Here is a 15,686-nt window from a genome sequence, read left to right as displayed (position 1 = left end):
TCCTACTTGTTTTGACTTTCTAACCACTTTGTTTCAGCTTCAGCTAAACGAAGATAGCTTGGAACAAACGTATGCACATCTTGTTCTTCTTTTTGTAATCCTAAGAATGCTAGCTCACTTGGTCTTGGGTTATTTTTAGTAAATGGAGCGAATACAGCTTGATCACCTAAATGTTCTATAATTGTTTCTTTATGCAATTTAACATCGTTACCGATAAATAAAACAGGCTGTCCTTTATCTTTTAACATTTGCAACCAGTCTACAATAAGAATAATTCGGTCTTCTTCTATTGAAGTTAACTGCTCTCCTTCATATGTATATAACCCAGTATAAATTTGCCCACGTCTTCCATCAAATAAAGGACAAATTAATCCGTTAAAGTTAGCACCGTTTGCAGCTACTACCTCTAAACTTGATACACCTACAATTGGTATTTGAAGTGACCAAGCTAATGTTTTCGCCGCTGTCACGCCTATGCGAACACCTGTATAGGATCCAGGTCCAGCAGCTACAACGATTTTAGTTAATTCCTTCGGTTTTACGCCACACTCTTTTAACAGTTTCTCTACAGCTGGCATAAGACGTACAGAATGGTTTTTTGTTAAATTTGTAATGATTTCCCCAATTACGTTTCCTTCCTCAATAAGGGATACACCCATTACGTAATTTGAAGTATCAATTGCTAGTACTTTCATCTTGTAATAGCTCCTCACATAATCTAATATAGCGATCTCCAATTGGCTCGAGTATAATTTTTCTTGTGTCATCTCCAGCATGGAATAAACTAATTTGTAACTTTTCATTCGGTAAATATGCTTCTATTAAATGAGCCCATTCTACTACCGTAATTCCTTCACCGTAGAAATATTCATCAAAGCCTAAGTCCTCTTCACTTTCTGCTAAGCGATACACGTCCATATGATATAGCGGTAATCTTCCTTTATATTCTTTGATGATATTAAAGGTAGGACTATTTACAACTCTTTTCACTCCAAGACCTTTTGCTAGTCCCTTTGTAAAAGTCGTCTTACCAGCTCCAAGATCTCCTTCTAAAATAATTACATCTTGTGCCTCTACGAGCTCACCTAGTTTTTCTGATAACCTTTGTGTTTCCTCAGAAGATTTTGTTGTTACTTCATATTTACTCACAGATTTCACCTACTTTACTCACAATGTTCTCTGCTCTTTATTATACAGGTTTTGAATATATAAAAAAGTCCTTAGGAGTTGTCCTAAGGATAGTTTGACTGTCTTTATTAGTTTTTTGTTAAAACAAATAAAAAAATACGAAACAACTTGTTTCGTTCTTTTCTTTATATGAAATGGCGGTCCCGACCGGGGTCGAACCGGCGATCTCCTGCGTGACAGGCAGGCATGTTAACCACTACACCACGGGACCATTTGGTTGCGGGGACAGGATTTGAACCTGCGACCTTCGGGTTATGAGCCCGACGAGCTACCGTGCTGCTCCACCCCGCGACAATATAAATAGCTTGGCGACGTCCTACTCTCACAGGGACAAGGTCCCAACTACCATCGGCGCTAGAGAGCTTAACTTCCGTGTTCGGTATGGGAACGGGTGTGACCTCTCTGCCATCATCACCAAACTATTGAAGGCATATTCCTTCAAAACTAGATAACATTGCTACATATTATATGGTTAAGTCCTCGATCTATTAGTATTCGTCAGCTCCACATGTCACCATGCTTCCACCTCGAACCTATCAACCTGATCATCTTTCAGGGATCTTACTAGCTTACGCTATGGGAAATCTCATCTTGAGGGGGGCTTCATGCTTAGATGCTTTCAGCACTTATCCCTTCCGCACATAGCTACCCAGCTATGCCCTTGGCAGAACAACTGGTACACCAGCGGTGCGTCCATCCCGGTCCTCTCGTACTAAGGACAGCTCCTCTCAAATTTCCTACGCCCACGACGGATAGGGACCGAACTGTCTCACGACGTTCTGAACCCAGCTCGCGTACCGCTTTAATGGGCGAACAGCCCAACCCTTGGGACCGACTACAGCCCCAGGATGCGATGAGCCGACATCGAGGTGCCAAACCTCCCCGTCGATGTGGACTCTTGGGGGAGATAAGCCTGTTATCCCCGGGGTAGCTTTTATCCGTTGAGCGATGGCCCTTCCATGCGGAACCACCGGATCACTAAGCCCGACTTTCGTCCCTGCTCGACTTGTAGGTCTCGCAGTCAAGCTCCCTTATGCCTTTGCACTCTACGAATGATTTCCAACCATTCTGAGGGAACCTTTGGGCGCCTCCGTTACACTTTAGGAGGCGACCGCCCCAGTCAAACTGCCCACCTGACACTGTCTCCCGGGTCGATAAGACCCGTAGGTTAGAATTTCAATACAGTCAGGGCGGTATCCCACCAGCGCCTCCACCGAAGCTAGCGCTCCGGTTTCAATGGCTCCCGCCTATCCTGTACAAACTGTACCAAAATTCAATATCAGGCTACAGTAAAGCTCCACGGGGTCTTTCCGTCCTGTCGCGGGTAACCTGCATCTTCACAGGTACTATAATTTCACCGAGTCTCTGGTTGAGACAGTGCCCAAATCGTTACACCTTTCGTGCGGGTCGGAACTTACCCGACAAGGAATTTCGCTACCTTAGGACCGTTATAGTTACGGCCGCCGTTTACTGGGGCTTCAGTTCAGAGCTTCGCTTACGCTAACCCTCTCCTTAACCTTCCAGCACCGGGCAGGTGTCACCCCCTATACTTCGCCTTACGGCTTCGCAGAGAGCTGTGTTTTTGCTAAACAGTCGCTTGGGCCTATTCACTGCGGCTTTCCGTTAAGAAAGCACCCCTTCTCCCGAAGTTACGGGGTCATTTTGCCGAGTTCCTTAACCAGAGTTCTCTCGCACACCTTAGGATTCTCTCCTCGCCTACCTGTGTCGGTTTGCGGTACAGGCACCTTTTATCTCGCTAGAAGCTTTTCTTGGCAGCGGGGAATCAAACTTCGCTCCATAAGGAGCTTCCCCATCACAGCTCAGCCTTTATGATAAGCGGATTTGCCTACTTATCAGCCTAACTGCTTGGACGTGCACAACCAATCGCACGCTTCTTCTATCCTTCTGCGTCCCTCCATTGCTCAAACGATAAAGAGGTGGTACAGGAATATCAACCTGTTGTCCATCGCCTACGCCTGTCGGCCTCGGCTTAGGTCCTGACTAACCCTGAGCGGACGAGCCTTCCTCAGGAAACCTTAGGCATTCGGTGGACGGGATTCTCACCCGTCTTTCGCTACTCATACCGGCATTCTCACTTCTAAGCACTCCACCAGTCCTTCCGGTCTGACTTCACTGTCCTTAGAACGCTCCCTACCACTGATACATTCGGTATCAATCCGCAGCTTCGGTGGTGTATTTAGCCCCGGTACATTTTCGGCGCAGAGTCACTCGACTAGTGAGCTATTACGCACTCTTTAAATGGTGGCTGCTTCTAAGCCAACATCCTAGTTGTCTAAGCAACTCCACATCCTTTTCCACTTAATACACACTTTGGGACCTTAGCTGGCGGTCTGGGCTGTTTCCCTTTTGACTACGGATCTTATCACTCGCAGTCTGACTCCTAAGGATAAGTCATTGGCATTCGGAGTTTGACTGAATTCGGTAATCCGATGAGGACCCCTAGTCCAATCAGTGCTCTACCTCCAAGACTCTTACACTTAAGGCTAGCCCTAAAGCTATTTCGGGGAGAACCAGCTATCTCCAGGTTCGATTGGAATTTCTCCGCTACCCACACCTCATCCCCGCACTTTTCAACGTGCGTGGGTTCGGGCCTCCATTCAGTGTTACCTGAACTTCACCCTGGACATGGGTAGATCACCTGGTTTCGGGTCTACGACCACGTACTAAACGCCCTATTCAGACTCGCTTTCGCTGCGGCTCCGCCTCTTCAGCTTAACCTCGCACGGGATCGTAACTCGCCGGTTCATTCTACAAAAGGCACGCCATCACCCGTTAACGGGCTCTGACTATTTGTAGGCACACGGTTTCAGGATCTCTTTCACTCCCCTTCCGGGGTGCTTTTCACCTTTCCCTCACGGTACTGGTTCACTATCGATCACTAGGGAGTATTTAGCCTTGGGAGATGGTCCTCCCAGATTCCGACGGAATTTCACGTGTTCCGCCGTACTCAGGATACATTCAAGAGAGAACGAAGTTTCGACTACGGGGTTGTTACCCTCTACGACGGACCTTTCCAGGTCGCTTCGTCTACCTCGTTCCTTTGTAACTCCGTATAGAATGTCCTACAACCCCAAGAGGCAAGCCTCTTGGTTTGGGCTATGTTCCGTTTCGCTCGCCGCTACTCAGGAAATCGCATTTGCTTTTCTTCCTCCAGGTACTTAGATGTTTCAGTTCCCTGGGTCTGTCTTCCTTACCCTATGTATTCAGGTAAGGATACCATACCATTACGTATGGTGGGTTTCCCCATTCGGAAATCTTCGGATCAAAGCTTACTTACAGCTCCCCGAAGCATATCGGCGTTAGTCCCGTCCTTCATCGACTCCTAGTGTCAAGGCATCCACCGTGCGCCCTTTCTAACTTAACCAAACTAAAAATTAAAAAATATGAGCTACACTGTTATCTAGTTTTCAAAGAACATACATTTATATATGAGAGATAGTTCTCTCAAAACTGAACAAAACGAAACACGGAAACTTTATTGATGAACAGCGTTCATCAATTCTCATAGAAAGGAGGTGATCCAGCCGCACCTTCCGATACGGCTACCTTGTTACGACTTCACCCCAATCATCTGTCCCACCTTAGGCGGCTGGCTCCAAAAAGGTTACCCCACCGACTTCGGGTGTTACAAACTCTCGTGGTGTGACGGGCGGTGTGTACAAGGCCCGGGAACGTATTCACCGCGGCATGCTGATCCGCGATTACTAGCGATTCCAGCTTCATGTAGGCGAGTTGCAGCCTACAATCCGAACTGAGAACGGTTTTATGAGATTAGCTCCACCTCGCGGTCTTGCAGCTCTTTGTACCGTCCATTGTAGCACGTGTGTAGCCCAGGTCATAAGGGGCATGATGATTTGACGTCATCCCCACCTTCCTCCGGTTTGTCACCGGCAGTCACCTTAGAGTGCCCAACTTAATGATGGAAACTAAGATCAAGGGTTGCGCTCGTTGCGGGACTTAACCCAACATCTCACGACACGAGCTGACGACAACCATGCACCACCTGTCACTCTGCTCCCGAAGGAGAAGCCCTATCTCTAGGGTTTTCAGAGGATGTCAAGACCTGGTAAGGTTCTTCGCGTTGCTTCGAATTAAACCACATGCTCCACCGCTTGTGCGGGCCCCCGTCAATTCCTTTGAGTTTCAGCCTTGCGGCCGTACTCCCCAGGCGGAGTGCTTAATGCGTTAACTTCAGCACTAAAGGGCGGAAACCCTCTAACACTTAGCACTCATCGTTTACGGCGTGGACTACCAGGGTATCTAATCCTGTTTGCTCCCCACGCTTTCGCGCCTCAGTGTCAGTTACAGACCAGAAAGTCGCCTTCGCCACTGGTGTTCCTCCATATCTCTACGCATTTCACCGCTACACATGGAATTCCACTTTCCTCTTCTGCACTCAAGTCTCCCAGTTTCCAATGACCCTCCACGGTTGAGCCGTGGGCTTTCACATCAGACTTAAGAAACCACCTGCGCGCGCTTTACGCCCAATAATTCCGGATAACGCTTGCCACCTACGTATTACCGCGGCTGCTGGCACGTAGTTAGCCGTGGCTTTCTGGTTAGGTACCGTCAAGGTGCCAGCTTATTCAACTAGCACTTGTTCTTCCCTAACAACAGAGTTTTACGACCCGAAAGCCTTCATCACTCACGCGGCGTTGCTCCGTCAGACTTTCGTCCATTGCGGAAGATTCCCTACTGCTGCCTCCGTAGGAGTCTGGGCCGTGTCTCAGTCCCAGTGTGGCCGATCACCCTCTCAGGTCGGCTACGCATCGTTGCCTTGGTGAGCCGTTACCTCACCAACTAGCTAATGCGACGCGGGTCCATCCATAAGTGACAGCCGAAGCCGCCTTTCAATTTCAAACCATGCGGTTCAAAATGTTATCCGGTATTAGCCCCGGTTTCCCGGAGTTATCCCAGTCTTATGGGCAGGTTACCCCACGTGTTACTCACCCGTCCGCCGCTAACTTCATAAGAGCAAGCTCTTAATCCATTCGCTCGACTTGCATGTATTAGGCACGCCGCCAGCGTTCATCCTGAGCCAGGATCAAACTCTCCAATAAAGTTAGTTTGTCTAGCATCTAAAATAAAAATTGACGTTTCACGTTGTTTGTTTCGTTCAGTTTTCAAAGAACTACTTGGCCGCTCATTTGCGACTTCCTTATGTTAACATTTTCATCTTTCAATGTCAACTAAGTTTTTCGTTTAGTTTGTCGCTTGCGACGTTATTGTCATCGGCGACTTGTTCTATATTACACCTCTAAAGTATAATCGTCAATACGTTTTTTAAAAAACTTTATATTTTATAGATTTCACTTATGTATTTCTTCTATAGTTATATACAAGCACCCCACAGAACTATCTATGGGGTACTACTCTACTATAAAAACTATTGCTCTTTCGACGGCACCGAACAACTTCCATCAGTACAAGAAAGATCGCTTCCACCCTCTGAAGAAAGTTCTTGTAACTTAGGTGCAGGATTCTCTTCTTCCCACACTTGCTGAAGTGCACCAACAAAAGTTTCAAGTGGTTGTGCACCTGAAATAGCATACTTTTGATTAATAATAAAATAAGGTACTCCCGAAATTTGATATTGCTGAGCAATCGCTTCATCAATTCTAACATCATTTGCATACGCATTTTTATCATTAATAACATTTAAAGCCTCTTGCTTATCTAAACCTGAAACTTCAGCGATAGTAGCAAGTGTATCCACATCACTTAAATTTCTCGATTCAGTGAAGTATGCGAAAAGTAGATTTTCCGTAATCTCTTTTTCTTTTCCTTGATCCTTTGCAAACTTCGCAAGACGATGCGCATCAAACGTGTTCGTCAGCTTCATCTCATCAAAATTAAAACTTAAACCCATACTAGCTGCATGATTTCCTAGCTGTACGTTATTACGCTTAGCTTCTTCAATACTAATTCCATACTTTGATGCAAGTACTTCATTAATACTTGTTCCAGAATAGATTGGAGCATTTTGGTCTAATTCAAAACTTTTAAACTCAACTTCAACATCCTTCTTATGCGGAAATTGCTCTAAAGCCATCTCTAATCTACGTTTCCCAATATAGCAAAATGGGCATACAAAATCCGACCATACTTCAATTTTCATAGAAACACCTCATTAACATTTAGTTTTCAATCATTGTAGCACTGAGATTAAGGAATTCAAAAGTTTTTGCTCTATCTCCTTCATATAGTACATACAAAAACACACTTATAGCAGACTACCTAATTAACAAAAAAACGATAATCAAAAGGATTAATTATTATCCCTCCGATTATCGTCTATATAAGTGCAACAAATTTAATTATGCCGGAATATACTTCCCTACGAACTTCCATACAGTATTCCAATATTTATTCGAATCTACTTTCTCCGCTTCTCCATGTCCAGCACCTGAAACAATTAATTTCTTTTTTTCTACTTTTGCAGCATTATATACTTCATCTAACATTTCAAAAGGAACGAATGTATCAGCATCCCCATGAATGAATAACATAGGTGTTTTACTTTTCGCTACTTGTTTTACAGCTGAAGCTTCTTCTAAATCGTAGCCAGCTCTTAATTTAGTAACCGTATTTGCCGCATTCATAACAGGAAACTTCGGTAAGTGGAATAAATCTTTTAGTTGATAAGTAAATTCATCAATAACAGTTGAGTATCCACAATCTTCAATAATAACTTTAACATTAGAAGGTAAATCTTCTCCTGAAGTCATCATTACAGTTGCCCCGCCCATCGAAACACCAAATAGAGCTATTTCAGCATTAGGGTCTTTCTTTAAGATTTGTTGAATCCAAATTAACACATCTTTACGATCATGCCAGCCCATACCAACATAATCCCCTTCACTATTTCCGTGCCCACGAAGGTCTGGTGCTATGACATTATAGCCTTGTTCATAGAAATTACGAATATATTTCGTCATTTCTGATGCTCTACCATTGTATCCATGAACTACAATTGCCCATTTATGACTAGATGGTTCATTCATATATTCATAACCTTTTAAATTTAATTTATCGAAAGAATGTATAGTTAATGTGTTAGGTTTATACTTCGATACGAAGTTTGCATTCTTTTCTTCATTTGCAGCCAATACATCTCCCGATGCACTTACCGTTTCTACTAAATGAGGATTATCTTGCAAAAATTCCTTTTCTTGTTTCGCATTTAATGCATAGTTATAAAAATAATTTCCAACTAACATATACACGATTACTAGCAGGACTAAGACTACTATAGTAATTATACTTATCTTTTTCATATTATCTCCTTTTCTAACTTAAATCTTCTTATATTAAAGTACATTAAAAACAACTGTACTATTTTAACACACTGATGAATCCTATCTTTAAGAAATAAAACAGAAAATCTTAAATAGCATATCAAAAATCATGAAAGAAATTGAATGAAAAATTATATAGATATACCAAAAAACCATAGAGGCATACGGAGTATTCAAGAATTTAAATTACATTTGAAATTGATAAGAAGTTAGAAACACAAAAAAGACGAGTCATTCTGACTCGTCTTAAGATTGCTTGGCGACGTCCTACTCTCACAGGGACAAGGTCCCAACTACCATCGGCGCTAGAGAGCTTAACTTCCGTGTTCGGTATGGGAACGGGTGTGACCTCTCTGCCATCATCACCAAACTATTGAAGGCATATTCCTTCAAAACTAGATAACATTGCTACATATTATATGGTTAAGTCCTCGATCTATTAGTATTCGTCAGCTCCACATGTCACCATGCTTCCACCTCGAACCTATCAACCTGATCATCTTTCAGGGATCTTACTAGCTTACGCTATGGGAAATCTCATCTTGAGGGGGCTTCATGCTTAGATGCTTTCAGCACTTATCCCTTCCGCACATAGCTACCCAGCTATGCCCTTGGCAGAACAACTGGTACACCAGCGGTGCGTCCATCCCGGTCCTCTCGTACTAAGGACAGCTCCTCTCAAATTTCCTACGCCCACGACGGATAGGGACCGAACTGTCTCACGACGTTCTGAACCCAGCTCGCGTACCGCTTTAATGGGCGAACAGCCCAACCCTTGGGACCGACTACAGCCCCAGGATGCGATGAGCCGACATCGAGGTGCCAAACCTCCCCGTCGATGTGGACTCTTGGGGGAGATAAGCCTGTTATCCCCGGGGTAGCTTTTATCCGTTGAGCGATGGCCCTTCCATGCGGAACCACCGGATCACTAAGCCCGACTTTCGTCCCTGCTCGACTTGTAGGTCTCGCAGTCAAGCTCCCTTATGCCTTTGCACTCTACGAATGATTTCCAACCATTCTGAGGGAACCTTTGGGCGCCTCCGTTACACTTTAGGAGGCGACCGCCCCAGTCAAACTGCCCACCTGACACTGTCTCCGGGTCGATAAGACCCGTAGGTTAGAATTTCAATACAGTCAGGGCGGTATCCCACAGCGCCTCCACCGAAGCTAGCGCTCCGGTTTCAATGGCTCCCGCCTATCCTGTACAAACTGTACCAAAATTCAATATCAGGCTACAGTAAAGCTCCACGGGGTCTTTCCGTCCTGTCGCGGGTAACCTGCATCTTCACAGGTACTATAATTTCACCGAGTCTCTGGTTGAGACAGTGCCCAAATCGTTACACCTTTCGTGCGGGTCGGAACTTACCCGACAAGGAATTTCGCTACCTTAGGACCGTTATAGTTACGGCCGCCGTTTACTGGGGCTTCAGTTCAGAGCTTCGCTTACGCTAACCCTCTCCTTAACCTTCCAGCACCGGGCAGGTGTCACCCCTATACTTCGCCTTACGGCTTCGCAGAGAGCTGTGTTTTTTGCTAAACAGTCGCTTGGGCCTATTCACTGCGGCTTTCCGTTAAGAAAGCACCCCTTCTCCCGAAGTTACGGGGTCATTTTGCCGAGTTCCTTAACCAGAGTTCTCTCGCACACCTTAGGATTCTCTCCTCGCCTACCTGTGTCGGTTTGCGGTACAGGCACCTTTTATCTCGCTAGAAGCTTTTCTGCAGCGGGGAATCAAAGACTTCGCTCCATAAGGAGCTTCCCATCACAGCTCAGCCTTTATGATAAGCGGATTTGCCTACTTATCAGCCTAACTGCTTGGACGTGCACAACCAATCGCACGCTTCTTCTATCCTTCTGCGTCCCTCCATTGCTCAAACGATAAAGAGGTGGTACAGGAATATCAACCTGTTGTCCATCGCCTACGCCTGTCGGCCTCGGCTTAGGTCCTGACTAACCCTGAGCGGACGAGCCTTCCTCAGGAAACCTTAGGCATTCGGTGACGGGATTCTCACCCGTCTTTCGCTACTCATACCGGCATTCTCACTTCTAAGCACTCCACCAGTCCTTCCGGTCTGACTTCACTGTCCTTAGAACGCTCCCCTACCACTGATACCATTCGGTATCAATCCGCAGCTTCGGTGGTGTATTTAGCCCCGGTACATTTTCGGCGCAGAGTCACTCGACTAGTGAGCTATTACGCACTCTTTAAATGGTGGCTGCTTCTAAGCCAACATCCTAGTTGTCTAAGCAACTCCACATCCTTTTCCACTTAATACACACTTTGGGACCTTAGCTGGCGGTCTGGGCTGTTTCCCTTTTGACTACGGATCTTATCACTCGCAGTCTGACTCCTAAGGATAAGTCATTGGCATTCGGAGTTTGACTGAATTCGGTAATCCGATGAGGACCCCTAGTCCAATCAGTGCTCTACCTCCAAGACTCTTACACTTAAGGCTAGCCCTAAAGCTTTTCGGGGAGAACCAGCTATCTCCAGGTTCGATTGGAATTTCTCCCTACCCACACCTCATCCCCGCACTTTTCAACGTGCGTGGGTTCGGGCCTCCATTCAGTGTTACCTGAACTTCACCCTGGACATGGGTAGATCACCTGGTTTCGGGTCTACGACCACGTACTAAACGCCCTATTCAGACTCGCTTTCGCTGCGGCTCCGCCTCTTCAGCTTAACCTCGCACGGGATCGTAACTCGCCGGTTCATTCTACAAAAGGCACGCCATCACCCGTTAACGGGCTCTGACTATTTGTAGGCACACGGTTTCAGGATCTCTTTCACTCCCCTTCCGGGGTGCTTTTCACCTTTCCCTCACGGTACTGGTTCACTATCGATCACTAGGGAGTATTTAGCCTTGGAGATGGTCCTCCCAGATTCCGACGGAATTTCACGTGTTCCGCCGTACTCAGGATACATTCAAGAGAGAACGAAGTTTCGACTACGGGGTTGTTACCCTCTACGACGGACCTTTCCAGGTCGCTTCGTCTACCTCGTTCCTTTGTAACTCCGTATAGAATGTCCTACAACCCAAGAGGCAAGCCTCTTGGTTTGGGCTATGTTCCGTTTCGCTCGCCGCTACTCAGGAAATCGCATTTGCTTTCTCTTCCTCCAGGTACTTAGATGTTTCAGTTCCCTGGGTCTGTCTTCCTTACCCTATGTATTCAGGTAAGGATACCATACCATTACGTATGGTGGTTTCCCCATTCGGAAATCTTCGGATCAAAGCTTACTTACAGCTCCCCGAAGCATATCGGCGTTAGTCCCGTCCTTCATCGACTCCTAGTGTCAAGGCATCCACCGTGCGCCCTTTCTAACTTAACCAAACTAAAAATTAAAAAATATGCTACACTGTTATCTAGTTTTCAAAGAACATACATTTATATATGAGAGATAGTTCTCTCAAAACTGAACAAAACGAAACACGGAAACTTTATTGATGAACAGCGTTCATCAATTCTCCATAGAAAGGAGGTGATCCAGCCGCACCTTCCGATACGGCTACCTTGTTACGACTTCACCCCAATCATCTGTCCCACCTTAGGCGGCTGGCTCCAAAAAGGTTACCCCACCGACTTCGGGTGTTACAAACTCTCGTGGTGTGACGGGCGGTGTGTACAAGGCCCGGGAACGTATTCACCGCGGCATGCTGATCGATTACTAGCGATTCCAGCTTCATGTAGGCGAGTTGCAGCCTACAATCCGAACTGAGAACGGTTTTATGAGATTAGCTCCACCTCGCGGTCTTGCAGCTCTTTGTACCGTCCATTGTAGCACGTGTGTAGCCCAGGTCATAAGGGGCATGATGATTTGACGTCATCCCACCTTCCTCCGGTTTGTCACCGGCAGTCACCTTAGAGTGCCCAACTTAATGATGGCAACTAAGATCAAGGGTTGCGCTCGTTGCGGGACTTAACCCAACATCTCACGACACGAGCTGACGACAACCATGCACCACCTGTCACTCTGCTCCCGAAGGAGAAGCCCTATCTCTAGGGTTTTCAGAGGATGTCAAGACCTGGTAAGGTTCTTCGCGTTGCTTCGAATTAAACCACATGCTCCACCGCTTGTGCGGGCCCCCGTCAATTCCTTTGAGTTTCAGCCTTGCGGCCGTACTCCCCAGGCGGAGTGCTTAATGCGTTAACTTCAGCACTAAAGGGCGGAAACCCTCTAACACTTAGCACTCATCGTTTACGGCGTGGACTACCAGGGTATCTAATCCTGTTTGCTCCCCACGCTTTCGCGCCTCAGTGTCAGTTACAGACCAGAAAGTCGCCTTCGCCACTGGTGTTCCTCCATATCTCTACGCATTTCACCGCTACACATGGAATTCCACTTTCCTCTTCTGCACTCAAGTCTCCCAGTTTCCAATGACCCTCCACGGTTGAGCCGTGGGCTTTCACATCAGACTTAAGAAACCACCTGCGCGCGCTTTACGCCCAATTCCGGATAACGCTTGCCACCTACGTATTACCGCGGCTGCTGGCACGTAGTTAGCCGTGGCTTTCTGGTTAGGTACCGTCAAGGTGCCAGCTTATTCAACTAGCACTTGTTCTTCCTAACAACAGAGTTTTACGACCCGAAAGCCTTCATCACTCACGCGGCGTTGCTCCGTCAGACTTTCGTCCATTGCGGAAGATTCCCTACTGCTGCCTCCCGTAGGAGTCTGGGCCGTGTCTCAGTCCCAGTGTGGCCGATCACCCTCTCAGGTCGGCTACGCATCGTTGCCTTGGTGAGCCGTTACCTCACCAACTAGCTAATGCGACGCAGGTCCATCCATAAGTGACAGCCGAAGCCGCCTTTCAATTTCGAACCATGCAGTTCAAAATATTATCCGGTATTAGCCCCGGTTTCCCGGAGTTATCCCAGTCTTATGGGCAGGTTACCCACGTGTTACTCACCCGTCCGCCGCTAACTTCATAAGAGCAAGCTCTTAATCCATTCGCTCGACTTGCATGTATTAGGCACGCCGCCAGCGTTCATCTGAGCCAGGATCAAACTCTCCAATAAAGTTAGTTTGTCTAGCATCTAAAATAAAAATTGACGTTTCACGTTGTTTGTTTCGTTCAGTTTTCAAAGAACTAAAAGCGGGTGAAGAGAATCGAACTCTCGACCAGAGCTTGGAAGGCTCTTGTTTTACCACTAAACTACACCCGCGTGGTCGGGAAGACAGGATTTGAACCTGCGACCCCCTGGTCCCAAACCAGGTGCTCTACCAAGCTGAGCCACTTCCCGTAATTGGCGCGCCCGAGAGGAGTCGAACCCCTAACCTCTTGATCCGTAGTCAAACGCTCTATCCAATTGAGCTACGGGCGCTTATTCATGATGTTTTTTTCGTCGTTGTAATTTGGCGACTCAATTATCTTATCATACTACATTTTCAAATGCAAGTACTTTTTAAGATTTTTTTGATGCGGCCGAGAGGACTTGAACCTCCACGGGGTTTCCCCCACTAGGCCCTCAACCTAGCGCGTCTGCCGTTCCGCCACGACCGCGCGGAAAAAACAAAAGTGAGCCATGAAGGACTCGAACCTTCGACCCTCTGATTAAAAGTCAGATGCTCTACCAACTGAGCTAATGGCTCGTAAATGGCTGGGCTAGCTGGATTCGAACCAGCGCATGACGGAGTCAAAGTCCGTTGCCTTACCGCTTGGCTATAGCCCATCGAAATAATTTTCTTCTTTTCAAAGACAAATGTTATTGTACCATAATGTCCAATAAAAAACAACTGCTATATAGCAGAAGTTAAAATGGCGGTCCCGACCGGGGTCGAACCGGCGATCTCCTGCGTGACAGGCAGGCATGTTAACCACTACACACCACGGGACCATTTGGTTGCGGGGACAGGATTTGAACCTGCGACCTTCGGGTTATGAGCCCGACGAGCTACCGTGCTGCTCCACCCCGCGACAATACTATTCATATAAAATTATATGGTGGAGGATGACGGGATCGAACCGCCGACCCCCTGCTTGTAAGGCAGGTGCTCTCCCAGCTGAGCTAATCCTCCGAAGTGGTGACCCGTACGGGATTCGAACCCGTGTTACCGCCGTGAAAGGGCGGTGTCTTAACCACTTGACCAACGGGCCAATATGTATGGCAGAGAAGAAGGGATTCGAACCCTCGCACCGCGTTAGCGATCTACTCCCTTAGCAGGGGAGCCCCTTGAGCCACTTGGGTACTTCTCTGTATGGCTCCGCAGGTAGGACTCGAACCTACGACCGATCGGTTAACAGCCGATAGCTCTACCACTGAGCTACTGCGGAATAATGAAGACAATTTGTATCTTATAAAAATTCTCTCTGTAAGTCAAGAAGTTTTTAACAACATCTTGTTCAAACGTGACATGTTTATAATATACTGGATTGCGTTTTTACTGTCAAGATGTTTTCGATATCGGTTTGAGTTTCCCTTTACACTTTCCACAGACATATCTTTTTGTATTTATTTGACGTCTTCTTACATATTGAATTGAACACTCCATACATTCATACTTGTAAACCTTTTTTTCCTTCTCTTCATTAATCATTCGTTTACAAAAACGTGGTGCATCAACTTTCTTTAACAACTCACGAAAATCTCTATCCCTGTGCTTATACCCTCTTCCTGCAATATGTAAGTGATAATGACAAAGCTCATGTTTAATAATCCCGACTAACTCTTCTTCACCATACACTTCGTAATATCGATAATTCAGTTCGATATTATGACTCTTCAACAAATAACGCCCACCAGTTGTACGTAATCTATTATTAAACACTGCTTTATGTAAGAACGGCATCTCAAAGTATTGTAGTGACACTTCTTCCACTAGTCGCTGAATTTCTTGCTCATCCACTCTCATTCCTCCTAAACAAAAAAATATTTTTACACTTTTCTCCCTTCTTATACATATATTAAATAGTACATATACCCATCCTCATGTAAGAAGCGTGGTTTCTAAAAACAAAACATGAATAGAAATCCACTCACCAACCTCTCATCAATAGCATTTTAGATTTTTGAGAGCAGGATTAAACAAGGAGGGATTCCTATGCCTACGTGGCTAAAAAAACAAATGCAACGTGCATATTTCGAAAAAAACCGGTATCAAATTAAATTATTAAATGAATGCTGGTTTTATTATAGCAAAATACATCAAAGCTCATAATCCATTACACTTTTTATTCCATAA

At 46.0% G+C, this 15,686-nt stretch carries 6 protein-coding genes, 14 tRNA genes and 6 rRNA genes; 1 reads left to right on the top strand and 25 read right to left on the bottom strand.

The window, feature by feature from the left end; translation table 11 throughout:
• Positions 1-2: 2 nt before the first annotated feature.
• The 25 genes from tsaB to AXW78_RS01315 all read right to left on the bottom strand — a co-directional run bounded on the left by tsaB (position 3) and on the right by AXW78_RS01315 (position 15,350).
• Positions 3-695, bottom strand: coding sequence for a tRNA (adenosine(37)-N6)-threonylcarbamoyltransferase complex dimerization subunit type 1 TsaB (gene tsaB, locus AXW78_RS01435; protein WP_000865753.1), 693 nt, complete (start codon positions 693-695; stop codon positions 3-5).
• Positions 676-1,149, bottom strand: coding sequence for a tRNA (adenosine(37)-N6)-threonylcarbamoyltransferase complex ATPase subunit type 1 TsaE (tsaE, locus tag AXW78_RS01430; RefSeq protein WP_000049642.1), 474 nt, complete (start codon positions 1,147-1,149; stop codon positions 676-678). Before tsaE ends, tsaB begins: the two co-directional genes overlap by 20 nt.
• A gap of 174 nt (positions 1,150-1,323) precedes the next feature.
• Positions 1,324-1,399, bottom strand: a tRNA-Asp gene (locus AXW78_RS01425).
• Positions 1,400-1,402: 3 nt separating this feature from the next.
• Positions 1,403-1,479 (bottom strand) — tRNA-Met (locus AXW78_RS01420).
• A gap of 12 nt (positions 1,480-1,491) precedes the next feature.
• Positions 1,492-1,607 (bottom strand): 5S ribosomal RNA (gene rrf / locus AXW78_RS01415).
• Positions 1,608-1,656: 49 nt separating this feature from the next.
• Positions 1,657-4,573 (bottom strand): 23S ribosomal RNA (locus AXW78_RS01410).
• A 144-nt stretch (positions 4,574-4,717) separates the two neighbouring features.
• A 16S ribosomal RNA gene (locus AXW78_RS01405) occupies positions 4,718-6,269 on the bottom strand.
• The 16S, 23S and 5S rRNA genes sit together here with 2 tRNA genes alongside, the layout of an rRNA operon.
• A 326-nt stretch (positions 6,270-6,595) precedes the next feature.
• The gene (locus AXW78_RS01400) at positions 6,596-7,327 is read right to left on the bottom strand and encodes a DsbA family oxidoreductase (RefSeq protein WP_061883711.1); all 732 of its coding nucleotides are present in this window, start codon (positions 7,325-7,327) and stop codon (positions 6,596-6,598) included.
• 199 nt (positions 7,328-7,526) lie between these two features.
• Positions 7,527-8,486 carry an alpha/beta hydrolase gene (locus AXW78_RS01395; protein ID WP_061883710.1) on the bottom strand — a complete coding sequence of 320 codons (960 nt, stop codon included), beginning with the start codon at positions 8,484-8,486 and terminating at the stop codon, positions 7,527-7,529.
• A gap of 275 nt (positions 8,487-8,761) precedes the next feature.
• Positions 8,762-8,877: ribosomal RNA gene (gene rrf, locus AXW78_RS01390) — 5S ribosomal RNA — on the bottom strand.
• 49 nt (positions 8,878-8,926) lie between these two features.
• A 23S ribosomal RNA gene (locus AXW78_RS01385) occupies positions 8,927-11,836 on the bottom strand.
• Positions 11,837-11,979: 143 nt separating this feature from the next.
• Positions 11,980-13,522 (bottom strand): 16S ribosomal RNA (locus AXW78_RS01380).
• Positions 13,523-13,598: 76 nt separating this feature from the next.
• A tRNA-Gly gene (locus AXW78_RS01375) sits at positions 13,599-13,669 on the bottom strand.
• 1 nt (position 13,670) lies between these two features.
• Positions 13,671-13,747, bottom strand: a tRNA-Pro gene (locus AXW78_RS01370).
• Positions 13,748-13,751: 4 nt separating this feature from the next.
• Positions 13,752-13,828: transfer RNA gene (locus tag AXW78_RS01365), tRNA-Arg, on the bottom strand.
• Positions 13,829-13,924: 96 nt separating this feature from the next.
• A tRNA-Leu gene (locus AXW78_RS01360) sits at positions 13,925-14,007 on the bottom strand.
• Positions 14,008-14,023: 16 nt separating this feature from the next.
• Positions 14,024-14,096: transfer RNA gene (locus tag AXW78_RS01355), tRNA-Lys, on the bottom strand.
• 5 nt (positions 14,097-14,101) lie between these two features.
• Positions 14,102-14,176: transfer RNA gene (locus AXW78_RS01350), tRNA-Gln, on the bottom strand.
• An 87-nt stretch (positions 14,177-14,263) separates the two neighbouring features.
• Positions 14,264-14,341: transfer RNA gene (locus AXW78_RS01345), tRNA-Asp, on the bottom strand.
• A 3-nt stretch (positions 14,342-14,344) separates the two neighbouring features.
• Positions 14,345-14,421: transfer RNA gene (locus tag AXW78_RS01340), tRNA-Met, on the bottom strand.
• Positions 14,422-14,446: 25 nt separating this feature from the next.
• Positions 14,447-14,522: transfer RNA gene (locus AXW78_RS01335), tRNA-Val, on the bottom strand.
• Between the two features lie 4 nt (positions 14,523-14,526).
• Positions 14,527-14,601: transfer RNA gene (locus AXW78_RS01330), tRNA-Glu, on the bottom strand.
• Between the two features lie 8 nt (positions 14,602-14,609).
• Positions 14,610-14,700: transfer RNA gene (locus AXW78_RS01325), tRNA-Ser, on the bottom strand.
• A 3-nt stretch (positions 14,701-14,703) separates the two neighbouring features.
• Positions 14,704-14,778: transfer RNA gene (locus AXW78_RS01320), tRNA-Asn, on the bottom strand.
• A gap of 113 nt (positions 14,779-14,891) precedes the next feature.
• Complete coding sequence (locus tag AXW78_RS01315; protein ID WP_061883709.1) at positions 14,892-15,350, bottom strand: SprT family protein; 459 nt, start codon at positions 15,348-15,350, stop codon at positions 14,892-14,894.
• 195 nt (positions 15,351-15,545) lie between these two features.
• Here AXW78_RS01315 and cmpA point away from each other — a divergent pair, with 195 nt between their 5' ends.
• Positions 15,546-15,662: a cortex morphogenetic protein CmpA gene (cmpA, locus tag AXW78_RS31445; RefSeq protein WP_001143642.1), complete on the top strand. Its 117-nt coding sequence runs from the start codon at positions 15,546-15,548 to the stop codon at positions 15,660-15,662.
• Positions 15,663-15,686: the final 24 nt, after the last annotated feature.

Source organism: Bacillus thuringiensis (genome assembly GCF_001595725.1).
GTDB classification, from domain to species: Bacteria; Bacillota; Bacilli; order Bacillales; family Bacillaceae_G; genus Bacillus_A; species Bacillus_A thuringiensis_K.
The sequence above is the reverse complement of the archived record's forward strand: the minus strand, read 5'-3'. Positions and strand labels throughout refer to the sequence as shown.